Annotated in this window: 24 protein-coding genes; 11 read left to right on the top strand and 13 right to left on the bottom strand. The window is 41.9% G+C overall.

Features of this window, described 5'->3' with window-relative positions; all coding sequences use genetic code 11:
* The first annotated feature begins 172 nt into the window (after positions 1-172).
* On the top strand, positions 173-1,678 hold the full coding sequence (locus FHW88_RS11695) for an NAD(P)H-hydrate dehydratase (RefSeq protein WP_176625562.1): 1,506 nt from the start codon (positions 173-175) through the stop codon (positions 1,676-1,678).
* 344 nt (positions 1,679-2,022) lie between these two features.
* Here FHW88_RS11695 and FHW88_RS11690 read toward each other — a convergent pair whose 3' ends face one another.
* The 6 genes from FHW88_RS11690 to FHW88_RS11665 form a co-directional block, all read right to left on the bottom strand.
* On the bottom strand, positions 2,023-2,853 hold the full coding sequence (locus tag FHW88_RS11690) for an anti-sigma factor domain-containing protein (protein WP_176625560.1): 831 nt from the start codon (positions 2,851-2,853) through the stop codon (positions 2,023-2,025).
* 1 nt (position 2,854) lies between these two features.
* The gene (locus FHW88_RS11685; protein WP_317171364.1) at positions 2,855-3,382 is read right to left on the bottom strand and encodes an RNA polymerase sigma factor; all 528 of its coding nucleotides are present in this window, start codon (positions 3,380-3,382) and stop codon (positions 2,855-2,857) included.
* Positions 3,383-3,430: 48 nt separating this feature from the next.
* A complete protein-coding gene (lipA, locus tag FHW88_RS11680; protein WP_090530990.1) occupies positions 3,431-4,312 on the bottom strand; it encodes a lipoyl synthase in 882 nt (293 codons plus the stop codon).
* 160 nt (positions 4,313-4,472) lie between these two features.
* Positions 4,473-4,802, bottom strand: a complete 330-nt coding sequence (gene ytxJ, locus FHW88_RS11675; protein ID WP_090530987.1) for a bacillithiol system redox-active protein YtxJ — start codon at positions 4,800-4,802, stop codon at positions 4,473-4,475.
* A 229-nt stretch (positions 4,803-5,031) separates the two neighbouring features.
* Positions 5,032-5,526, bottom strand: coding sequence for a 6,7-dimethyl-8-ribityllumazine synthase (gene ribH, locus FHW88_RS11670; RefSeq protein ID WP_176625556.1), 495 nt, complete (start codon positions 5,524-5,526; stop codon positions 5,032-5,034).
* 144 nt (positions 5,527-5,670) lie between these two features.
* On the bottom strand, positions 5,671-6,348 hold the full coding sequence (locus FHW88_RS11665; protein ID WP_090530982.1) for a tetratricopeptide repeat protein: 678 nt from the start codon (positions 6,346-6,348) through the stop codon (positions 5,671-5,673).
* A 230-nt stretch (positions 6,349-6,578) separates the two neighbouring features.
* Here FHW88_RS11665 and recF point away from each other — a divergent pair, with 230 nt between their 5' ends.
* Both recF and FHW88_RS11655 read left to right on the top strand, forming a co-directional pair.
* Positions 6,579-7,679 carry a DNA replication/repair protein RecF gene (gene recF, locus FHW88_RS11660; RefSeq protein ID WP_176625554.1) on the top strand — a complete coding sequence of 367 codons (1,101 nt, stop codon included), beginning with the start codon at positions 6,579-6,581 and terminating at the stop codon, positions 7,677-7,679.
* On the top strand, positions 7,672-7,962 hold the full coding sequence (locus tag FHW88_RS11655; protein ID WP_090530976.1) for a DUF721 domain-containing protein: 291 nt from the start codon (positions 7,672-7,674) through the stop codon (positions 7,960-7,962). Before recF ends, FHW88_RS11655 begins: the two co-directional genes overlap by 8 nt.
* Here the strand turns inward: FHW88_RS11655 and FHW88_RS11650 are convergent.
* Both FHW88_RS11650 and FHW88_RS11645 read right to left on the bottom strand, forming a co-directional pair.
* On the bottom strand, positions 7,949-8,146 hold the full coding sequence (locus FHW88_RS11650) for a hypothetical protein (RefSeq protein ID WP_091172734.1): 198 nt from the start codon (positions 8,144-8,146) through the stop codon (positions 7,949-7,951). The genes FHW88_RS11655 and FHW88_RS11650 overlap by 14 nt on opposite strands.
* Before the next feature lie 148 nt (positions 8,147-8,294).
* Positions 8,295-8,714, bottom strand: coding sequence for a nucleoside-diphosphate kinase (locus FHW88_RS11645; protein WP_091172728.1), 420 nt, complete (start codon positions 8,712-8,714; stop codon positions 8,295-8,297).
* Positions 8,715-8,924: 210 nt separating this feature from the next.
* Here FHW88_RS11645 and FHW88_RS11640 point away from each other — a divergent pair, with 210 nt between their 5' ends.
* From FHW88_RS11640 to FHW88_RS11620, 5 genes are all read left to right on the top strand, one after another.
* A complete protein-coding gene (locus FHW88_RS11640) occupies positions 8,925-9,935 on the top strand; it encodes a DHH family phosphoesterase (protein WP_176625552.1) in 1,011 nt (336 codons plus the stop codon).
* Between the two features lie 7 nt (positions 9,936-9,942).
* On the top strand, positions 9,943-10,920 hold the full coding sequence (locus FHW88_RS11635; protein ID WP_176625550.1) for an FKBP-type peptidyl-prolyl cis-trans isomerase: 978 nt from the start codon (positions 9,943-9,945) through the stop codon (positions 10,918-10,920).
* Between the two features lie 61 nt (positions 10,921-10,981).
* Complete coding sequence (locus FHW88_RS11630; RefSeq protein WP_090530961.1) at positions 10,982-11,974, top strand: FKBP-type peptidyl-prolyl cis-trans isomerase; 993 nt, start codon at positions 10,982-10,984, stop codon at positions 11,972-11,974.
* 124 nt (positions 11,975-12,098) lie between these two features.
* The gene (locus tag FHW88_RS11625) at positions 12,099-12,866 is read left to right on the top strand and encodes a TatD family hydrolase (RefSeq protein WP_176625548.1); all 768 of its coding nucleotides are present in this window, start codon (positions 12,099-12,101) and stop codon (positions 12,864-12,866) included.
* A gap of 37 nt (positions 12,867-12,903) precedes the next feature.
* Positions 12,904-13,926: an asparaginase gene (locus FHW88_RS11620; RefSeq protein ID WP_090530955.1), complete on the top strand. Its 1,023-nt coding sequence runs from the start codon at positions 12,904-12,906 to the stop codon at positions 13,924-13,926.
* 126 nt (positions 13,927-14,052) lie between these two features.
* Here FHW88_RS11620 and FHW88_RS11615 read toward each other — a convergent pair whose 3' ends face one another.
* The gene (locus FHW88_RS11615) at positions 14,053-14,760 is read right to left on the bottom strand and encodes a LytR/AlgR family response regulator transcription factor (RefSeq protein ID WP_090530952.1); all 708 of its coding nucleotides are present in this window, start codon (positions 14,758-14,760) and stop codon (positions 14,053-14,055) included.
* On the bottom strand, positions 14,757-15,776 hold the full coding sequence (locus FHW88_RS11610) for a sensor histidine kinase (RefSeq protein ID WP_176625546.1): 1,020 nt from the start codon (positions 15,774-15,776) through the stop codon (positions 14,757-14,759). The genes FHW88_RS11615 and FHW88_RS11610 overlap by 4 nt, the downstream gene beginning before the upstream one ends.
* A gap of 235 nt (positions 15,777-16,011) precedes the next feature.
* Here FHW88_RS11610 and FHW88_RS11605 point away from each other — a divergent pair, with 235 nt between their 5' ends.
* The gene (locus FHW88_RS11605) at positions 16,012-16,824 is read left to right on the top strand and encodes a hypothetical protein (protein ID WP_176625544.1); all 813 of its coding nucleotides are present in this window, start codon (positions 16,012-16,014) and stop codon (positions 16,822-16,824) included.
* Between the two features lie 94 nt (positions 16,825-16,918).
* Here the strand turns inward: FHW88_RS11605 and FHW88_RS11600 are convergent, their stop codons facing one another.
* Both FHW88_RS11600 and FHW88_RS11595 read right to left on the bottom strand, forming a co-directional pair.
* Positions 16,919-18,331: a glycosyl hydrolase family 18 protein gene (locus FHW88_RS11600; protein WP_176625542.1), complete on the bottom strand. Its 1,413-nt coding sequence runs from the start codon at positions 18,329-18,331 to the stop codon at positions 16,919-16,921.
* A gap of 364 nt (positions 18,332-18,695) precedes the next feature.
* Positions 18,696-19,877: an alginate lyase family protein gene (locus tag FHW88_RS11595; RefSeq protein ID WP_176625540.1), complete on the bottom strand. Its 1,182-nt coding sequence runs from the start codon at positions 19,875-19,877 to the stop codon at positions 18,696-18,698.
* A 279-nt stretch (positions 19,878-20,156) separates the two neighbouring features.
* Here FHW88_RS11595 and FHW88_RS11590 point away from each other — a divergent pair, with 279 nt between their 5' ends.
* Positions 20,157-20,690, top strand: a complete 534-nt coding sequence (locus FHW88_RS11590) for an OmpA family protein (protein WP_090530934.1) — start codon at positions 20,157-20,159, stop codon at positions 20,688-20,690.
* 61 nt (positions 20,691-20,751) lie between these two features.
* Here the strand turns inward: FHW88_RS11590 and FHW88_RS11585 are convergent, their stop codons facing one another.
* A complete protein-coding gene (locus tag FHW88_RS11585; protein ID WP_090530930.1) occupies positions 20,752-21,219 on the bottom strand; it encodes a DinB family protein in 468 nt (155 codons plus the stop codon).
* Between the two features lie 213 nt (positions 21,220-21,432).
* On the opposite strand from FHW88_RS11585, the gene FHW88_RS11580 reads away from it, so the two are divergent.
* On the top strand, positions 21,433-23,145 hold the full coding sequence (locus tag FHW88_RS11580; protein WP_176625537.1) for an arylsulfatase: 1,713 nt from the start codon (positions 21,433-21,435) through the stop codon (positions 23,143-23,145).
* The last annotated feature ends 34 nt before the right edge of the window (positions 23,146-23,179 follow it).

Raw genomic sequence — 23,179 nt, 5'->3', positions numbered from 1 at the left:
AAACTAAAGTCCCGTAAACGGCCACTTAAATATTGTAAAACAGCTTGCCAGTCCTTCTGTTAAAATAAATTTTGCAGCCGGATTTTTGGATATTGTTATTTGTTCCGCAGTTCGGTATCTCTGCCAATAATTTCTCTTAAAACAAAACCATTAAATCCTTACTTTAGGATATATGCTTCCTTTATTAATTGCCGAACAAATTCGCGAGGGCGATGCTTATACTATCGCTAATGAACCTGTTGCTTCTATTGATTTGATGGAACGCGCCTCAAAAGCTTTTGTGGGTTGGTTCGTTAACCGTTTCCCCGATAAAAACGAGCCGATAACTTTTTACTGTGGTACAGGGAATAACGGCGGCGACGGGCTTGCCATTGCGCGTATTTTATGTGATCATCATTATAATAAGCTCAACGTTGTAATAGCCCGGTTTTCTGATAAGGCCTCGGAGGATTTTAATATCAATTTTGAAAGGCTAAAACAAACTTGCGTATCTATAAAAGAACTTGCCAAAGATGAAGAGATCCCGGCGGATAGCAGCCCGGTAATTATTGACGCCCTGCTTGGCAGCGGCTTGAACAAACCGCTCACCGGCAATTATGAACGGCTGGTTGAGTTCATTAATGATTTGGGCCGAATAGTTGTTGCTGTTGATGTACCCACAGGTTTTTTTTCGGAAGGGGAGGTAGCCAGGGATACCATTGCAATAAAAGCCGACCTTGTAATTACTTTTCAGCAGCCTAAAATCAATTTCCTGTTACCGGAATCGGCACCTTATATCAATTGCTGGGAGGCCGTGAATATTGGCATTAACGAAAAATTTATCCAGTCGTTAAATTCAACATATCAGCTTGTTGAAGAAAAAGATGTGAGACAAATACTAAAACCACGTCATCGTTTCAGCAATAAAGGCACATTTGGTCATGTGCTGATTATTGCAGGGCGGGCAAAAACCATGGGAGCAGCGCTATTAAGCTCATCAGCTGCAGCACACGCAGGGGCCGGCCTGACAACCGCATGCATCCCCGAAAGTGGTTTAACCGCACTCAACAGTTATCAGCCCGAAATTATGGCCGTAGTCAGGAACGGCGATGAGGTGCCTGATATTGATTGGGATAAATTTAGCTCGATAGCTGTGGGACCTGGTTTAGGCAAGGACGCCGAAGCCTTAACATTATTAACAGCAATCATCAAAAACTATAAACAACCGTTGGTTGTTGACGCCGACGCGTTGAACCTGCTTGCAGAAAATAAGACATTATTAACCCAGCTACCCGCGGGAAGCATCTTAACCCCGCACATGAAAGAGTTTGACAGGCTTTTTGGTGAACATATCAACTGGTGGCAGCGGCTGCAAACCGCTATAAAAAAGGCAAAGGAGTTAAACCTGTGTATCTTGCTGAAAAATGATTATACCATCATCGCTACACCCAATGGCAAAGCTTTTTTTAACTCATCAGGAAATGCTGCTATGGCAAGCGGAGGTATGGGCGATGTACTTACCGGCGTAATAGCTGCGTTGCTTGGGCAAAAGTATCCGCCGGATCAGGCTTGCATCATTGGTGCCTATATTCACGGTAAGGCCGGCGATGAACTCGCATTGCCAAACCGGATGCATGTTGTTTTACCCGGTAAGCTTATTGCACAATTGCCTGTTACTATGGCAAAGTTAAGGGCATAAAAAACGGCTGCAAGTATCATACAGCCGTTTTAATTAACTATTAACTGATCTTATAAAGAACTAAATACTCAAATCCGGGAGTTAGGTTTATCAGGTTCACTGGTTCTCGTTTATGTCCTAACTAATCATAAGACGTTTGCACGTTCCTATTAGTTACAAAAAAACTAATAATTGGTTTTGGTTTTCGTTAAAAAAATGTTAAATTATTAAACCAGTGTAGTTTAGGTTTACACAAAATACAAGTAATTAACGTATAAAAATCGAAAAGCTTACATTTTTTCGGATTTATTCCCAAAAAATGTAAGCTTTTAATCATTATTGAGCCCTGGGAGGCCTTTTTCGCTTTAATATTTGCCCATTACCACCATTTGCGATAGTGTTGGACTTTCACTGCCACCTCTTGGCTCAAGAGTTACCGCGAAGGCATCGGCCGAGGCTATGGCTTTCATATTTTTGAATCCGCTTGAATCTGCCGTGGCGTCAAATACACCCAAATCAACAGGTTTACCGCCTACCAGTGCCCAAAGCTGGTATTGATGAGCCTGGTCATTTGCAGGCAATTTAAGGCCTTCCAGGTCAATCACCACTTTTTGTTTGGATGGGCTAAAGGCTACGGTCATCACAGACTCAGGCGATTTTTTAGTTCCTTTCAGACGGATCAGTTTAAATGAGGTATCCCGTAAGAGGTTCAGCTCGTTATCCTTTGCGCTAACGGTAGTGCTAAAATGCTGGTTTTGCAACTGCATGGCATTTAGGCGGGTATTGGTGTCATTAAGGCGGTTGTAAAGGTTATACAAAGCCACCGCGCTTGCTAACAATAAAACAAGGCATGCGGCAAATGCATATTTATAAAAATTAATTTCTTTTTGTTTGTCGGGCGGCCGTGTAACCATAACTTTTTCCCGTTCGGTATGGGTTTGTGTAGGAAAGTCATTATCGTCGCCAAAATTAGTAAGTAAGCTTCCTAATACACGGCTGCGTAAATGTTCAGATGGTTCAATCGCGTTTTCTCCGGCATACAGTTCCATTGAGCGTTCAATTTCGTTAAGCTCAGCCCTAATACCGGGATGCTTTGAAGCCAGTTCTTCAACCTGTAGCTTTTCGGCAGGGGTAACATCCCCCAATACGTAAAGCTCCAGTATCCCTGTTTCAATATATGCTTTTAAATCTTCCACTTCAATTAAAATGTTTTCTGAGTTCCTGGATACCCATTCTTAACCGGGTTTTAACGGTGCCCAACGGAATGCCCAATTCTTCGGCAGCTTCCACATGGGTATAGCCTTTAAAATAAACCAGCTCGATGATCAGTTTTTGCTCGGGTTTTAGTGTTTGCACTAAATTTTTAACACCCATTAACTCAGGTTTATAAACCGTGTTTCTCTGCTCGTCAATGAAAGTTACGTTATTTTCAATATCCTGGTTTTTATTCTGATTCTTAAAATCTTTCGATCTGGTCTTATCTATTGCAAGGTTGCGCGCGATATTAACCATCCAGGTAAATAAACGGCCTTTTTCAGTACTGTAGCTTGAAAAGGAATGCCAGATTTTTACAAAAGTTTCCTGTAAAACATCTTCGGCTATAGTGGTGTCATTTATAATGCGTGATATTACCCCGAATAAGGAGGCCGAATACATATCATATAAAGCTTCGACGGCAATTTTTTCCCGGTGCCGCAATGATAACACCAGTTCTTCTTCCGACATCGATATTTTTCGTTTCTTACTCAACCCGATGAAGATATAAAGGAATTATCACATTTCAAACAAGTGTTTTTCTGCATGGTAAGATGAGCGCACCAGCGGCCCGCTTTCAACATACCTGAACCCTTTTTGAAGGCCAAATTCCTTATAACGTGCAAATTGATCGGGATGGATCCAGTCAATCACCGGATGATGGTTACGTGTAGGCTGTAAATACTGCCCCAGCGTAAGTATATGAACACCTGCAGCCAGCAAATCATCCATTGCTTCTAAAACATCCTCCTCGGTTTCGCCCAAGCCAAGCATAATGCCTGATTTTGTACGCAAGCCCGCTTCTGAAATATGTTTCAGGGCTTCAAGACTGCGGTCATATTTTGCCTGGATCCGCACCTCTTTGGTAAGGCGCCTTACAGTTTCCAGGTTGTGTGATACAACTTCGGGCCTGGTTTCCAAAACGCGGGCAAGGTTATCCCAGTTGCCTTTAAAATCGGGCAGCAGGGTTTCTAAAGTAGTATCGGGGCTTTCACGGCGAATGGCATTGATGGTTTCGGCCCAAATAATGGAGCCGCCGTCTTTCAAATCATCACGATCGACGGAGGTAATAACGCAATGTTTTACCTGCATTAGTTTTACAGAAGTTGCTACGCGGTTGGGCTCATCAACATCAACAGCTAAAGGCCTGCCGGTTGCAACTGCACAAAACGAACACGAACGGGTGCAAATATTACCAAGGATCATGAAAGTGGCCGTGCCGGCACCCCAGCACTCGCCCATATTAGGGCAGTTACCGCTTTCGCATATGGTATGCAGTTTATGAGTATCAACAAGGCTGCGTACGTGAGCATATTCTTTTCCTGTAGGAAGCTTAACCCTAAGCCAATCAGGCTTACGTACAGGCTGGCTAACAGCAGGAACTACCGGCAATTCAATCATGGTACAAATGTAGTTAAATATTTAGTTGATGGGGAATGGTTCATAGTTCATAGTAGCAGCAAATGACTGCAAAATGATCATCAGCATTTGCAGCAACGTAATTAATACTAAAAATACTTTATGAACCCATGAACCATGAACTATGATCCATGAACAAAATCTAAATCAGCACTTCTAAAGTTTCGTCAACGGAGATGCCGCTGTGAGACTGGTCAAGAATGCATTCGCCATTTTTAATGAGTAACAGTTGGGGCGATTCGTGGTGTACCTGGAACAATTGTGCTACCTGGTTTGACAGGTCGCGGTATTTGATCAGGTCTAAAAAGTAAAGGGGCATATTTTCGGGAAGATTATCCCAGTCAAGCTCAAAACGCCTTTTGGCCATCATGCTGATGGAGCAGCGTGTGCTATGTTTAAATATAAGGCTATAGCCCTCTTGTTGTTTGATCGCCATTAGCTGATCGGCCGTCTCCAACGAAATCCAGTTCATATTATTAATAGTTAAAATGCTATAACGTAATTATAACACAAAAACTGTGTAGTGTGTTTAAACAGGTTTAAAAATGACAATTAACTGTTAACGGCCTGTTTTAGGATATGAACCGTAAGCCGGGCATAATTTATTTGAGCAGGATGATGCTGTTGCAACTGCCGCGGCTATAAGTGCTATATAAACTAATTTTTTCATATTGAGCTAAAATTAATTGCTTTAACGGGTTTTAACTGTTTAATGTTTCAGCAAGAGCTGCCATTTTAATGGCCGTGATGGCCGCTTCGTCGCCTTTATTACCATGTTTACCGCCGGCCCTGTCAATGGCCTGTTGCTGATTATCAGTAGTTAAAACACCAAATATAACAGGTTTTGAGTATTTTACGGCAACATTACTTACTCCGTTTGCTACCGCGTTGCAAATAAAATCAAAATGCCTTGTTTCGCCCTGTATTACACATCCCAGGCAAATTACAGCATCAAGGTTGCCTTTTTTTAATAACAGCTCTGCTCCCGATGTAAGTTCAAAGCTGCCCGGTACCTGGTATGAAAAAATGTTTTCGGCCAGTGCGCCATTGCTTATCAGGCTTTTGTATGCACCCTGGTAAAGTGCATTAGTAATTTCGGCATTCCATTCGGCCACAACTATGCCAAAACGGTACGGTGCTGCTGATGGTATTTCGGTATTCGAAAAGTCGGAAAGGTTTTTAAGATGGGTAGCCATGATATTATTTTAATGTTTTAAGGTTGGAATGTTGTAAAGTTGCAAGGTCCATATAAAAATGCCGAAAGGTTGTAGTGTTACGGAGTTTTAACTCATGATAACATTACAACCTTTCAACATTGCAACTTTTAACAAATCTAACTGTTATTGTTTTGCTTCGGCGCGGGCTATATACTCGTCGATATTTTGAGCTTCAGCGCTTTCAGGATATTCGGTTTTTATTCTTTTATAAGCTTCAGCAGCTTCTTTATTGTTTTTTTGAGCCTCATAAGTTAAACCTAACTTCTTAAGGTAAAGCGGCGATAAAAATTTATTCTTTGCTTTATCAGCAGCTTTGCTGAAATAAGTTTCTGCTTTTTCGTAATCTTTCAGTTCAACATAAGCGTCGCCTGTGCTGCCAAAAGCCTCGGCTGCTACCATGTTATCGTCGCCGCGGTAATTGGTTAGGTTATCAATTGCTTTGCGGTAGTCACCTTTATTTAAATAAGCTGTACCTAAGTAAAAATAAGCAAGGTTAGCAGCTTTGGTATTGCTGTAATCGCTGATGATCTTTTCAAAACCAGGGAAACCGGCATCGCCTTTAATGGCTTTGTCCCAGTTTTTTTGCTGCCAAAAATCCTGCGCTTTGTACATTTGGTTAGCGGCAGTAACTTCACGTGGACCTAAGTATAATTTAATGTAAATGAAATAAATAGCAATAAGGGCAATAATAGCCCCTACAATAAATAGTAAGCTTTTCTGGTTCTCGCGTACAAATTTGCCACTCTGACCAAAATTGTTTTCTGGTGCTGCAATTTTGGTGTTCGCCTGGGTTTTTGACATTGTTGTTCTAAAATTAAGTTTGCAAAAATACGGTTTTCAAATTTACTGGCAATACCTTTTGTATTAAATCTTTAAAGAGAGTGGTTCATGGTTAATAGTTCATGGTTCATAGCCGCTGGTAGCTTCTTTACACGTTAAAAAGGATGTTAATGCTTAATAGATTTAAAGATTACTATGAACTATTAACCATGAACCATGAACAACTCAAAAAAACGTAACTTTGCCATCCCATGCACCTGCAACAGCTGTCAGTTATTAACTTTAAAAATTACGATGAAGCCGAACTGGTTTTCAGCGAGGGGGTTAACGCTTTTACAGGTAATAATGGCGCCGGCAAAACCAATTTGCTTGATGCTATTCATTACCTGTCGTTATGTAAAAGCTATTTTAACCCGATAGACAGCCAGCAGATTAAACAGGGTACCGATTTTTTTATCATCACCGGCATCTTTAATAAAAACAATCAGCCCGAAGCTGTTGCCTGTTCTGTAAAGCGTAATCAAAAGAAACAGTTTAAGCGCAATAAAAAAGATTATCAGCGCCTGGCTGATCATATCGGACTGTTACCGCTGGTAATGATATCACCAAATGATACCAGTATCATAACCGAAGGTAGCGAAGAGCGCCGAAAGTTTATCGATAATGTGATATCGCAAACAGATAATCATTATCTGGATGAACTGATTGTTTATAATAAAATTCTTACCAATCGTAACGCGCTTTTAAAGCAGGTAGCGGATACAGGGCGATATGATGCCGGCTTGTTTGAAGTGATTGATGAGCAATTGAACGCTTCGGGCAATCGCATTTTTGAAAGGCGCCGGGCCTTTATGGAGGGTTTTGTTACTATATTTAATAGGCATTACAGTTTTTTGAGCGATAATGCCGAGCATGTTGACCTCGTGTATGAATCGCAACTGCTTGCCGATGATTTAAATAATTTATTAAAAAAGAGTTTTGACCGTGACAGGGCGTTGGAGCGTACCACGGCGGGCATTCACAAAGATGATCTGCAATTCAATATCCATGGTATGGCCATGAAAAAGTTTGGGTCGCAGGGACAGCAAAAGTCATTTTTAATTGCCCTTAAACTTGCTCAATATACTTTTTTATACCAGCAAAAAGGATTTAAACCCTTGCTTTTGCTTGATGATATTTTTGACAAGCTTGATGACGGCCGGGTTACCAAATTAATGCAAATGGTATCCAACAACGATTTTGGCCAGGTTTTTATAACCGATACAGGGGTTGAACGTGTTGAAAGCGTTTTTAATAAAATAGGGGTACCTGTTAAACTATTTAAAGTAAAGGGAGGAGCGATTGATGCGTAAAACCAACGACAAAACACTTAAGGAAGCTATTGAACAAATGCTTAATGTGTATAAGATCAAGCGGCGTTTTGACGAAACCGGCGTTATTACTGCCTGGCCCGACCTGGTAGGCAAATCAGTAGCCAATCGCACCAAAGAGTTATTTGTGCGCGATAAGAAATTATTCCTGCGGATAGAATCATCAGTAATAAAAAATGAATTGATGCTGATGCGCAGCCAGATAATTGAAAAGATAAATAACGAAGCTAAAAGTGTGCTTGTTGAGGAAATTATCTTCCTCTAAGCATGCGTAAGCTGTTATGCTTTAATTTGATATCATCCGTAAGCTTTGAATAAGCAAGAATGAACAGACCGGGAATGGTAAGCGCAAGCTGGGCTTCGGGGTGTGTTCTGTAAAGCATTAGTGATCCAATAACCAACATTACCAATATAAGTACGTAAAATATGTATTTGAATAATGGTTTCATGTTTTGTGATATTATTGGTTGATTAAATATGTAATATTGTTTAGGTGGATATTGTAAAGTTACAAAAAACGTAACCATAATTACAAAAAAAACGTAAAAATTTCGGGTGTAACTTTTGGTTTATATAATTACACCCGAAATAAGTTACTTAAAACCTTTCAAAAGCCGAGAAAAAGAAGTTTCCTTCAATGTCGGCATTCTCGTCAGAGTCTGAGCCATGAACGGCATTTTCACCAATTGATCTTGCATACAGGTTACGAATGGTACCTTCAGCGGCATCGGCCGGGTTAGTGGCGCCAATCAGTTTACGGAATTCGGCAATAGCGTTGTCTTTTTCAAGAATAGCTGCTACAATAGGGCCCGATGACATAAATTCAACCAATCCATTATAAAAAGGACGTTCTTTGTGCACTTCATAAAACTGGCCCGCTTTTTCGGCAGATAATTTAGTGTATTTAAGCGCCACGATTTTAAAGCCGTTTTTGGTAATAATGTCTAAAATAGCACCGATATGCCCGTCTGCAACGGCATCAGGCTTTATCATGGTAAATGTTCTGTTGTTTTTCATTGAAATAATTGTTTCTTTTTTGGGTTATTAATAGATTAAATGCCTTTGTTACGTTAGTTTTAAAATATAAGCTTACTGATGCTTATGATAACATTTAAAATTTGCGGCAAAAATAGGCTTTTGTTACTGTAAGATAAAGCTTTTTGAATTAAATTAGATGGTTTGTATTTCATTTATTTATTTAGCTTTGCAACTCTTTTTTAAGAATTGATGTTAGATTTAGCTTCGCTTACTGACCTTTTAACGAAACCTCAAAAAATAGTGATCACTACCCATCATAAACCTGATGGTGATGCTATGGGGTCGTCATTAGGCTTATATAATTATTTGATACAGCAGGGCCATCATGCCAGGGTTATTGCCCCTACAGATTATCCTGACTTTTTAAGCTGGCTGCCGGGTAACGAGAATGTTATTATTTATACCGAACACCGCGAAGAAGCTGCCGCCCTTATAGCAGATGCGAAACTTATATTTTGCCTCGACTTTAATGCGCTGAGCCGTATCAATGACATGGGCGAGCTGGTTGGCGAGAGTAATGCCTATAAGATCATGATCGATCATCACCTGGAGCCTGCCGATTTTGACGATTACAGGCACTGGGATATCAATGCCTGTGCTACTGCGCAGCTGGTATATGATTTTATAGTAAACCAGCTTCACCACAAAGAACTTGTAAATAAGGATGTGGCAACCTGCCTTTACACAGGCATCATGACCGATTCGGCTTCATTCAGGCTTCCCAACACTACATCCGGAGTTCACCGCATAGTTGCCGATTTGATAGATGCCGGTGCGGTTAACTGGCGCATTCATGAGTTGGTGTATAATAGCGCATCTGAAAACAGGCTGCGCTTTTTAGGCCATTGCCTGGCTAATTGCCTGGAGGTGTTGCCCGAATTTAATACAGCTATAATTGCAGTTAACAAACATGACCTGGAACGTTTTGATGTTGAAACAGGCGACACAGAAGGTGTGGTAAATTATGCATTATCGATGGCAAGCATCCGTTTGGCTGCTTTCATAGTTGAACGAAGCGACAGGGTAAAACTTTCATTACGCTCAAAAGGCGAGTTCCCGGCCAACGAGATTTGCAAAAAATACTTTAATGGCGGCGGTCATCGCAATGCGGCCGGCGGTCATTCTGAGGGTAGCCTTGAACAGGTTATACAACAATTTAAACAAATTTTACCCGAATATAAAAAACTATTAATACAGTAAAAAAGTAATGATGAAAAGAAAACTGATGTTTCTGTCACTTGCGGCTATTGGATTTGCAAGTTGCAACGGTGGGTTTAAGCAAGGCGAAGGTGGCTTGCTTTATAATATCCACACCTCAAAAGGCAATCCTAAAGTTAAGGAAGGTGACTTTATGACACTGAACATGATCCTCAAAACCGATAAGGATTCAATTATCAATAACTCTTATGATAACGGCCAGCCTATACCAACGCTGATGCCTAAACCTCAAACCAAAGGTGATATTGTTTCTGGCTTAGCATTATTGGGCGAAGGTGATAGCGCCACCTTTAAAATTGCTGCTGATTCGGTATTTAAAGGCGGTCAGCAACGCCCGCCGGGCTTTAAAGGTAAATACCTGGTTTATACTATTAAAATTGAAAAGGTAGTTGCTAAAGGCGCACTTACCGAGCAAGTTTTCCGCGATCGCGTTACCCAATACATGAAAGGTCAAACCGACGCCCTTAAAGGTAAAGAGCCTGCCAAGATACAGGGTTACCTGGATGCACATAAAGACCTGAAATTTGTAAAAACTGCATCAGGTTTAAATTATGCAGTTACTACACCAGGCAGTGGTGTTAACGTAGCAGTAGGTGATACAGCAGTAATCAATTATACTTTAAGGCTTGTTACCGGCAAAGTTTTGGAAACAAGTGTTAAAGCAGTAGCTGTAAAAGAAAAGATGCAGATCAACCCGATGAACCCTTATCAGCCAATCCGTATTCCGGTAGGTGAAGGTAAAGTGATCAAAGGCTGGGACGAAGCTTTTCAATTGTTTAATAAAGGGACTAAAGCGATGTTGGTTATTCCATCATCATTAGGTTATGGCGATCAGGGAAGCCAGCAAATGCAGCCTTATACGCCGCTTGTATTTGAAGTTGAGCTGGTAAATATCATCCACCCAAATCCAAATGCACCAAAACCGGTTGCACCGCAAATGCAAATGCCAACCCCGACAACGAAATAATTATTATGTTTTACAAGGCCTTTCCTGCTCAAAGCAGGAAAGGCTTTTTTATTTATAACTTATGAAAAAACATATTTTTTCTTTTTTATTGCCGGCGCTTTCCGCGCTTGCTTTAAATGCAGGTGCACAAACGGCTGGTTTGCAGAAAACCGCTAAAGGCGCGCTTTACCAGATCTATACTGCTAACCCGGGCAACAAAGCTAAGATCAACGATGTGCTTACTTTTAACTTTATCCAGAAAACCGATAAAGATTCAGTACTGTTCAGTAGTTATAAGGCAGGGCATCCCGTACAAGCCCAGGTGCAGGCCTCGCAAAATGTAGGCGACCTGATGGAAATATTCCCGCTGCTTGCAGCAAAAGACAGTGCCCTGGTTAAAATTCCAACCGATTCGGTATTTGTTGGTCATGAAGAAGCCCGTCCGCCATTTTTACCTAAAGGCAGCTTTCTTACTTTTATTTTAAAGATAGAGAAGGTTCAATCGTTAAATGATGCCATTGCCGAAAGGAATGCAGGCCTTGAAAAACTAAAACAAGCTGAAACAGCCGACAGAGAAAGCTATATTACGGCACATGGTCTTAAACCTGTTACTACAGCTTCAGGCTTAAAATACGTGATAACCAGCCCAACAACCAAAAGAAAGCCACTTAACGGCGATACCGTGCTGGTAAATTATACCGGAAAGTTGCTTAACGGTAAACTGTTTGATACCAGTATTGAAGCTAACGCCAAAGCGGCGGGTATACAACAACCAGGCCGTCCGTATGAGCCTATAAGCGTTGTTTTAGGCGAGCACAGGGTAATATCAGGTTGGGATGAAGGTTTGCTTTTATTAAATGAAGGTTCAAAAGCAACATTTATCATTCCTTCAAATCTTGCCTACGGCGAACGTCCTTACGGATCCGAAATCCCCGGATACAGCACATTGGTATTCGATATCGAACTGGTAAAAGTAAAACCAGGCAAACATGCCGCGGTTACCCCGAAACCGGCTGCTGGTAAAGCTCCACTAAAAAAAGCCGGCACAAAGAAACCGGCCGCTAAAAAGAACTGATAGAAGAAACCTCTCGCCAAAAGCGGGAGGTTTTTTGTTGGTAGTCGTCAGGTAATTAATTGAAAGTATCGATACTTTACCGCTATAAATTCGTTATTAAGTATTCAAGGTTTATTTTTGCAGCATGGTTTTAACCGACACGCACACCCATCAATACTACGAAACCATTCCTGAAAAACGCGCGGCGTTAATGCAGCGTTGTATCGATAATAACATTACCCGTTTATTTTTACCCAATGTTGATGCGGCTTCCGTTCCGCTGGTTTATGGTTTGGCGAATGAGTATCCTCAATATTGCTACCCGATGCTGGGCTTACACCCTTGTGATGTAAAGGAGAATTGGGAAGAAGAACTTTCGGCCATCATGAATGCCCATCAGCAAAACAGGATCTATGCCATAGGTGAGATAGGTATTGACCTGTATTGGGATAAAACGCATTTAAAAGAACAGGTAGATGCGTTTGTGAAACAGATCAACTGGGCCAAAAGCCTTGATCTGGCTATTGTGATCCACTGTCGCGATGCATTTGATGAGGTATATGAGGTGCTGAAGCAGGAAGCGGATGAAAAGTTACGGGGTATTTTTCATTGTTTTGGAGGTACTGTTGAGCAAGCCCAAAAAGTGATCGACCTTAATTTTTACCTGGGCATAGGTGGGGTAGTTACCTACAAAAACTCGGGGCTTGATAAAGTAATACCGGAAATTGACCTTAAACATATCGTTTTAGAAACAGATTCTCCGTACCTTACACCTGTTCCGTTCAGGGGTAAACCTAACGAAAGCTCGTACCTGGTATATATAGCCCAAAAGGTAGCAGAGCTTCACCAAACAAGCCTTGAAAAAGTGGCAGAGGTCACTACCGAAAATTCCAGGCTTGTATTCGGAATTTAAAATTGTTTAATATTTATATACAGCATAAACTTAATTAATGAGCCAAATTTTGATCATCTATACTGGAGGGACAATAGGTATGATGAGTGATCCGGTTACAAAGGTGCTCAAGCCTATCAACTTTGAGCAGATAATGGATAACGTGCCCGAGCTTGAAAAGCTTAACTGCCGTATCAAAGTACACTCGTTTGATGAGATCATTGATTCATCAAACATGAACCCTGAAATCTGGAGCGAGCTGGCCGGTTTGATCCAGTCAAACTATCATGATAATGATGGTTTTGTGATTTTGCACGGCTCGGATACGATGGCATATACCGCGTCGGCATTAAGTTTTATGTTAGAAAACTTAGGCAAGCCCATTATTTTCACAGGCTCGCAATTGCCGATAAGCGCCATCCGTACTGATGCAAAGGAAAACCTGATGACGGCTATTGAAATAGCTAAAGCTAAAAAGAATGACCGCGCCCGCGTGCCCGAGGTTTGTATCTATTTTGACTATAAACTGTTCCGTGGTAACAGGGCTTTTAAATATAATTCATCAAAGTTTGAGGCTTTCCGCTCGCCAAACTATCCTATATTGGCCGAATCGGGCGTTCATTTACGCTTTAGTGCGAACGATATCAGGCTGCCTGAAGACGAAAGCTCGTTAATTGTACACAATAACCTGGTGAATGATGTGGGCGTATTGAAGTTATACCCGGGCATAAGCCCTAAAGTGGTTGAGAACATTTTAAGCGCCGATGTGCGGGGTATAGTAATGGAAACCTTTGGGGCCGGTAATACCACAACCGACAGTTGGTTTATTGATTTGCTTAAAAACGCTATCGACAGCGGTAAGGTAATCCTTGATATTTCGCAATGTAAGGTAGGTACGGTTGAACTCGGCCGTTACGAAACCAGCAAACACCTCAAAGATATCGGCGTAGCCAACGGCTATGACATGACTTTTGAATCGGCTGTTACCAAAATGATGTACCTGCTGGGCCAAAGCGATGATCCCTTGCAGGTAAAAGAATGGCTGGAAACGGATTTGAGAGGCGAGATTACGGTATCGTAAATTCATCGGTTACTGTTGTACTGAATATGAAAATTTGACAGATTTTAACGCGAGGCCTTTGAAGACTTACGAAGTTTTTGAAACTTCGTAAGTCTGGATTGGTTAATAAGGATGTTCATGTAAGATTTAAAATATCCTTCTATTAATAAGCTTCATAAAACTATCTTTAAATTTTTCGCTTACAGGGATGTGTTTATCCGCAATATAAATATGGTTGTCCTGAATTTTTACCAGTTGTTTGGTATTTACAATATAAGAGTTGTGTACCCGCACAAAGGGGGCCGAAAGCTGCTCTTCAATATCCTTGAGCCTGCGGTAAATTAATAGCTGTTCCTGGCTGGTAACAAGCCGTACATATTCCTTTTCGCCTTCAAAGTATAAGATCTCGTCCAGTAGGATCCTGCGTAACACCTTGCCCGATTTTATAAAGAAATAGCCCTCATTAACCGGGGTTTGTTGCATCACCGGTTCGGACTTGCCAAAATACGCTTCAATCTTTTGCATGGCTGCCAGGAAGCGTTTCAGTGTGATTGGTTTCAGCAGATAATCAATAGTTTGATAGGTATAGCTTTCGGCAGCATATTCTGAATAGGCAGTAGTAAACACAATTTTGGTTTGCGGTGGAAGCAAGCCTGCCAGCTCCATGCCCGTTAATTGCGGCATGTTGATATCCAAGAAAATAAAATCAACCTTATTGGTTTTTAAAAAAGCCAGTGCCTCAAGCGCGTTATAACATTTGGCTTTAAGCTGCCACTGCGTACTTTGCTGCACCAGGATCTCCAGCAGGTTAACCGCGTTAGGTTCGTCATCAATTATGATACAGCTTAAATTCATGCTATCGGGATCTTTAAAAACGCGGCAAAGGTGTTGTTACTTTTATCAATTTTCAGGTCAAAATTTGAACCGTACAGCATGGTTAGCCTTTTGGTTAAGTTGACAATGCCGAAACCGGCAGCGCGTTTGCTTGCTACTTCGGTATGGATAGCATTGTTGGTTTTAAAAAAGAGATAATCACCCTGCTGAACCAAAGATATACCAATAAGGTTTTGTTCGCTCGATTTGTCGATGCCGTGCTTAAAAATATTCTCTACAAAAGTCATGAGCAGCATAGGCGGGATGCGCAGATCCGAATTGAAATTCTTTTCAAAAAAAACAACCACCTCATGCCTGATCCTGATTTTTTCTAATGCGATATAGTTTTCAATAAACTGTACTTCGGTGCCGATGGCTACATCATCCTTGGGGCTTTCATCAACAAAATAGCGCATAATGTCCGAAAGCCGCTCAATTAATGCCGCGGTACGGGGAGCCTCACGGTAAGCTTCGTAATAAATATTATTAAGTGTATTGAACAAAAAGTGCGGTTGCACTTGTGATTTAAGCAGGTTTAGTTCGGCCTGGCTTTTTTGAATCATAATCTCTTCCGTTTGCTGCTTCAGCTTAAAATAAGCTATTGCTATGCGAAAGATCAGGCTCATAATGAAAATGAGCACTCCGCCCGAAACGTAATTAATGATGGCTTTTTGACTGATATGCTCTGGTGTTTTTGCAAAAAAGGTATTATAAATAAGCAGGGTTGAATAACCCCGGAGCACACCCGTTGCCACTAAAAAAATGATGACAAGTAATACATACCAAATATATTTTTCTTTTTGGTAAAATACAGGATACAGGAAGAGGATGTTACCATATATGATAGCTGCGTAAAACGTAGTGTTAACAATGGTATAAACAGCCGATTGGCCTGCTCCATCCATCGGCAGATAAGAAAAAAACAGTAACAGCGACACCGCTAACCATATCAAGAGCTGGAGTTGTGTAATGGAAGGGCGGGTTTTAAATAGTTGCATTTTTAAAATTACTAAGCTTTTTGTTTGTGGATGCCGGTTTTAAATAGTTGCCGGCATTTATTCAATAAATGGCACTAAATGTTCAATAAGTTGGTCTTCAGGTATATTATTGAATAAATACAGTAGTAGGCTAAAAAGAACGCGGCAATGGTTTAACCGGTTTCATCGGATGGTTGATAAAAGGCAGTTTTGAATTGTTAACAGAAATGCATCCTTATCAAACCATCAAATTATCATGAAAACCGAACAATTAGCCGAAAAATTAGTAGCCGTAAGCCTTAGCTTGTTGCTGCTGCTATCGCATACGCCTAAAGTATTTGCTCAAACTGATACCATCCGTGTAAAAGACAAACGCCTGCTTACATCGGCGCTTAAACCCGGGTTAAAGCAATACCTTGTGTATTTTCAAAATACAAAGGACAACCGGAGCCTGAAATTTTGGCTTTGGCTGCGTGATATAAACCTCGAAACCCGTAACGGTGAAAAGGTATTTACTATAACCCAACACTGGTATGGCAGCGATAGCTTATCATACCGTTCCATTTATTCCGTTAATAAAGTACCTGATTTCGCGCCGATTTATCATTCAGAAACCATCGGCAAAAAAACAAAGGCCTTTAACTGGGCTGCCGATAAAGTAATAAGTGCCGACACCGTTGCCAATAACGAGGCTAAGAATTTTAAGCTTGATTTTACCTTCGCCAACTTTAATTGGAATTTAGACATTGAAACCTTTGAGATGTTACCGCTTGCCGAAGGCAAAAGTTTTGCTATCCCCTTTTATGAGGCCGGGATCCCTGCACCGCTTTATGTTTTATACAAAGTAACAGGCAGCGAGTTAATTACTACATTGGATGGTAACAAAGTTGATTGCTGGAAGCTATATAACGAAAGCGATTACAATGGCCGCCATTTTACCGAGACCTACTGGATCAGTAAAAAAAATCATGAGTTTTTAAAAGAGGAGGATTCTTTTGGAGGGGGTTATCGCTACAAAATAAAAATGATGGGTGCCGCGACTAACCTGCTGCCGAGGTTTGCGAAGTAAAATACATTAAAAGAATATACCAATCCTCTGAAAACAGCCGGGGCTATGATACTAAAATCATAGCCCCGGCCTTTGGTATAAGCAGTTAATAGTTTTACTGATTCAACCCAAATGCTTCCCAGCCCGATGCGGTAGCCCGGTTACAGGTCATGGCCTGTGTTCCGTTTTCGCTGGAAATGAATTTGCCGTTGTTGCCGCGTAACGTTATTTTTCCGTCGGTGGTAACTATCCAGTCAAATTTTTCCCAGTCGCTTGGCGTGGTGCGGTTACAGGTGATGGCTTGTGTGCCGTTTTCTGATGATACATATTTACCCATGCTGCGCAGGTAGATTTTGCCGTTGCCTGCGTCAAGAACAGTGAAATGTTCCCAGTCGCCGGCAGTGGTGCGGGTGCAGGTCATAGCCTGCGTGCCGTTTTCGCCGCTTACATATTTGCCGTTGAAGCCTTTAAGCGATATTACTGTACCTATTGGAGGAGTTGGCGGAGGATTGGTAGTACCGCCGGTAATAATAGTGTTCATGGCCGAAAGCAGGGAGTTGGCACCTGAAGCGTCGCCGCCCAAATCCCAGATCATCATGCCCCCTGCCTGGTTAAGTGCCAAGGTGGTTTTGCTTTTAATGGTTGGGATGCCATTATAGCCAAAAGTTTGAAAGGTATCTGAGTTGGGGCTACCGCCTATAGATAAAACATCAACATAGTTCATGGTCGAATAATCGTACCGGTTATCTCTTGCATAAAATGGAACGCCCAGTATGGTTTTGGCAACCGGTAAGCCACGGCCGGCCCAGTAGCTTAAGCAATCAACTGCCGATTGGTAGGTAGAGTGCTGGAAGTTGTTGTCGTCATAATCCATGATGTTGATCCAATCAAGGATAGGGAACATATTGCTGGTAACGTAAGTAGCCCCAACCGAGATGGAGGCGATGGTACATAACCTGCCGCTGTTATGCATGGCAGTTGATAGTTCCTGCAGTAATAAATAAAAGTTATTGGTTTCGGTACCTGCCGATGGGAACTCCCAGTCGATATCCACGCCATCAACATTGTACTGGTTACAAAAGTTAACCATATTATTAACAAAAGTGGTACGGTAACCGGCATTGGCTACAATAGGATGGAAGGCATCTCCGCCGCCACCACCGCCAACAGATATCATTACTTTAACATTATGACTGTGCGCATTTGATACCAGGGTGGTGAACTTTGAAAGGTTATCGAGCGGGTTTAGCCCCCCGGTGTTGTTGGGGGTAAGAAAAGCGTAATTAATATGGGTTAGTTTGCTGTATTGTACCGTATTCACATCGCCCTGCCAGCTGGGCAGGTAGCCTATTACTTTAAATGAGGCAATAGGTACGGCATTGTTAACAGTAACCAGCTTGCTGCTATTATCGGTGTTTGAATCGCTGCCGGTTTTAAACTGGTTCATGTTATCCTTTTTACAGGATGATAGCACTGCGAGCGCAGCCAGGATCAGGCCAAGGAGGTAAGAGTTAAGTTTCGATCTCATAAGTTAATTTGTTAAATGGTTTTAGATGTATTATTTGGTTTATAAATAAGCCGGGCAATAAAACACAAACCTGTTAACCAAATTCATGATACTTATGAATATCATATACTAATACCAAGAAAGGCGCGTTAATAGGTATAATAGATGTTTGTATTGGTAAAATTATATAAACATCTTATTATAAATACCTTATAATAACCTCAATACGATTCGATCACAAGCGTGGTAGTGCTTTTGTAGTGTGATGATATACGGAGAAAACTTGCCTTCCCGACAAAAAAATATTTTGATGATACGCTTAACTCACAGTTTATATATTATTATAGACAGGAAAAAGCGCTGATGGGGGAAGTCGCTTACCCGATTAAAACCAGATGAGCGGGTGCCTGATGGGTAAATTTCGGATAACTTCTTCAACCTGAGGATTATGATCCAGTTTTTGCCAGGTTGTTAACCACACTTTTTCATGGTAGGCATTAGCGCCAAACAGCAGGAAAGGCTGCGCAATTGGCCAGTTGTCCCAGTACATTACGTCGGGTTTTAAAGTCCATTTACTTTTATCTGCCACGAAAGGATATAGATAACTTATTCCTTTTTTGATGGATTTGCCATCCGGTGTTTCAAAGTTCCATAAATTATCCTGCGGGCTTGAAAGGATCTGGCACAGCATGGTCATGGCATCGAGGTTAAAAATAGAGTAGCCATAGGGTTTGGTACGAGCCATCTCTAAGGGGAAGCTGCCGTCGGTACCCATTTGGCGGGGGAGCAATATCGTTTTGTATCGCACGCGAATCGAATCGAGTACTACTTCATTTTTGCAAAGTTTGGCAAAGGAGGCTACCTGCATAGCCCAGCAGGTGGCGTGGTTGTTTTTAACATCCCTTTCCTGGATGCCGGGTTTACTGGTCATGAGCCAGTTGGTATAATCGGTAAACCATTTTTTAACAGCGGCTGTAGTTTCGGCGTCCATGGCTTTTTCCATAACGATAATGCCTTGCGCAACTTCCATCAGGTGAATAGTATCGATGATACCATAATTACGGCCGGTGAACTGTCCCTTAACTGCCTGGGCGAACCAAAGACTTGGGTTCATCAACGTTTCGGAACCAATAAACCAGGCTTTAAGGTGGATTACAGCCTGTTTAACATATTTTACATCTCCGGTTATTTTATAGGCCGATGCCAGGGCGCCGATGATCTTACTAAAGCGGATCATGGCTTTGCGGTGTTCTACAAAGTTATCCGGGTTGGTCATGCCATCGCGGTTGATGTAAGGCCCGTCGGGATTTTTGGGATCAGGCCAGAAATAATCGGCTTCCGAAAAAAAGTCGTGTTTACCGCCCGCACTCCTGGGTGAAGATGACGCTGTAACTGTAACCGGCTGCTGTTGCATGGCCCAGGCGGCCTCGGTCATTATTTGCTTTTTGAGGGTTTGTTCTGCAGCTTTTTCTACCGGAGATTTATCTGGTTTTGATTGTAGGGGCGTAAAAGCAAATTGCGTTAAGGTTGTAACAGCAATTAAAATTGCAGCAAATAATTTTTTCATGGCGATGGTTTATAATGGTGCCGACAAGATAAGCATAGTGGATAATTGTTTTTGGTGTGTAGGGGATTGGTGGAGGCGTTTTTTCACGACAACGTTGAAGTAAAAAACGCTTAGCGCATTTATTCTTCATTAGGATTTGCAGGTTCTCCAGGCAAATGGCATAACTATTGATTAAATAATCTACATCAGTATGTAAAAAGCGTTATCCAGCCATAAAATTATGGTTAGGCACTATAAACATTATGCCAACGTTTTTTATGTTTACGCAAATCATTAGATATGAAAACTCTAAAAACACCTTTATTAGCTCTTGCAATAGCTGTTTTAGCTATCACTACCCAAGCCTGCAAAACCAAAAAAGCGGTTGTGCAAACACCGCCACCGGCCCAGCCAACACAACAAGCTGCAACCCCTCCGCCCGCACCAAAACCGGCGCCAACCCCTCCGCCGGCACCTGCTCCTGCACCGGAGAAACCAGATTATAATTTCAGCAATATCCAGTTTGAGTTTAACTCAGCAGTGTTAAAAACTGCTTCGTACCAAACTTTAGATCATATTGTTAAAGAACTGAAAAAAGACCCGTCGGCGAAATTCGTTTTAAATGGCAATGCTTCTGCCGAAGGTACTGCCGAGCATAACATGTCGTTATCTGTAGATAGGGCAAACTCTGTAAAATTGTACCTGGTAAACAGCGGTGTTAATGGCGATAACCTTACTGTAAAAGGCTGGGGCGAAAGCAAACCGATAGCTGATAACACTACCGAAGATGGCCGTGTACTTAACCGTCGTGTTGAGGTTAAGCTGGCACAGTAAATAAAAATTTTCAATGGAAACCACAGGCAGCTCATTGGGCTGCCTTTTTTGTTAGATAAAATTATTCGGTACCGTTAACCAACTGAAAAATAGTGAATAAATGATGGGCCTCATGTAATACAAAAAACTCGGCCCATTTTAAGATGGTTAGCCTGCCATATTTAGGATGTACGCCAATGCACGATAATTCGCTGTCGCTAAGCCCCGACAACAGATCGATAATTGTTGTCCTGTCCGTATTTATCATGTCCAGCAGTTCTCTTAAACCCATTGATTTGAAAGGTATAAACTCAGGATCGAGATCTCCGGTGTAACGATCAAAAACAGGCGTATCTTTATTCAATATCAGGTGTATACGGTCTGTAAATATTTTCTGGTACCGGGCCAGGTGGGCTATGTTATCTAAAGCGCTCCATTTGCCGGGTACCGGTGGCGTAATTAATTTATCGTTGCTTATATAGGCAACCAATTGTTCTATGGTAAGATGCTGGGTTTTTAGTCTTTCGGAGAGTGATGTATATAAGCTCATATGCCTTACGGTTAATTTAAAAATTCATCACAAAAATGATACGATTTTACCAATGATTGAGCCGTTTTGTGTAAAATGATTGCTTTAATTTGGAATGTGTAAAACTGTCCGTAGTGCTATATGTTCAGGCATAAAAGCCTCGGTCATTTTTTAACCTTCCTGCTTTATTAAAACGTAAATTTAACCGAACTGGCGCAGGTATTTTGATCACCTATGAATAAATATAAACTATATGCCGGTTTAGTTGGTGCCGGTGCAATAGCGCTTGTTTCAGTTGCGTGGCAAACTAAAGTCGTGAAGCAACCTGAGCAGGCAAGGAGACGCCCGAATATTATCGTGATCCTGGCCGATGATATGGGTTTTTCTGATCTGGGCTGTTATGGCGGTGAGGTGAATACCCCCAACATCAATTACCTTGCTCAAAATGGTATCCGCTACAGGCAATTCTATAACACATCGCGTTGCTGCCCAACAAGAGCATCTTTACTTACCGGTTTATACAATCAGCAGGCGGGCATAGGCAAAATGACCGACGCCGAAGACGAACCCGGCTATCTCGGTCATATTACAGAAAATGCAGTAACCCTTGCCGAAGTTTTGAAATCCGCAGGTTACCATACCGCCATGTCGGGAAAGTGGCATGTGTCCAACACCAACGGACAGCCTAATGCGCAGGACCAGATGGCCTGGTTAAATCATCATAAAGATTTTGGCGATTTTTCGCCCATTAGCCAGTACCCAACCAGCCGCGGGTTCGAGAAATTTTTTGGAACCATTTGGGGCGTGGTCGATTTTTACGATCCTTTTAGTTTGGTTAGCGGTACTAAGCCCATTAAAACAGTCCCCAAAAACTACTATCATACAGATGCCATTAACGATACAGCGGTAGCTTATATCAAAGGCTACGCTAAATCGTTAAAGCCGTTCTTTTTGTACGTTGCCGAAAATGCACCGCACTGGCCGCTGATGGCAAAGCCAGAGGATATTGCCAAATATAAAGACACCTACAAAGCGGGCTGGCAGGCAATCCGCGAAGCGAGATACAAAAAGATGGTGCAGCTTGGCCTTATCGACCCTGCAAAAACAAAGCTGTCAGATCGCTGGAAAGGTGATCTGCAATGGGAAAACAATCCTGATAAAGAATGGGACGCCATGGCTATGGCTGTTCATGCCGCCATGATCGACAGGATGGACCAGGGTATTGGCCGCATTGTTAAAACGCTGAAAGAAACGGGTCAGCTGGATAACACGCTTATCGTTTTCCTGTCGGACAATGGGGCAAGTGCCGAAAACTGCGCTGCTTATGGCCCGGGTTTTGATCGCCCTAATGAAACCCGCGACGGACGGAAAATTGTTTATGCCACAAAGAAAGAAGCTTTGCCGGGCCCGGAGACTACTTATTCGTCAATCGGGCCGCGTTGGGCAAACGTAGCCAACACGCCGTATGAATATTGGAAAGCCGAATCATATGAAGGAGGTATTCATACACCGATGATAGCCTTTTGGCCAAAGGGAATTACTGCTAATAGAGGTGGCTTTAATGACCATGTGGGCCATGTGATGGATTTCATGAGCACTTTTGTTGAGCTGGCCCGGGCCAGATACCCTAAAACATATAAGGGGTACAACATTCCACCGACTACAGGTATCAGCCTGGTGCCAAGCTTTAAAGGAAAATATGCTCCGGGTCATGAGGATTTGTTTAACGAGCACTTCGGCGCGAGGTATGCGCGTTCAGGAAACTGGAAGCTGGTATCGCTGAGTAATAATACTACCTGGCATTTGTACGATCTGTCGCGGGATAAAACAGAAACTGCCGATCTGAAATCGAAATACCCGGAAAAAGTGCAGCAGCTGGATAGCCTTTGGCATATCTGGGCAAATACGCACCAGGTTTTTCCAAAGCCCAGAAATAAGAGTAAATAATAAAAAACCAACAATAAATTAAAACCAAAAGTAA

The sequence above is a fragment of the Mucilaginibacter sp. SG538B genome, assembly GCF_013376065.1.
In the GTDB taxonomy this organism is placed as follows: Bacteria; Bacteroidota; Bacteroidia; order Sphingobacteriales; family Sphingobacteriaceae; genus Mucilaginibacter; species Mucilaginibacter rubeus.
Note: the sequence above shows the minus strand (reverse complement) of the source record. Positions and strands in the feature narration are given on the sequence as shown.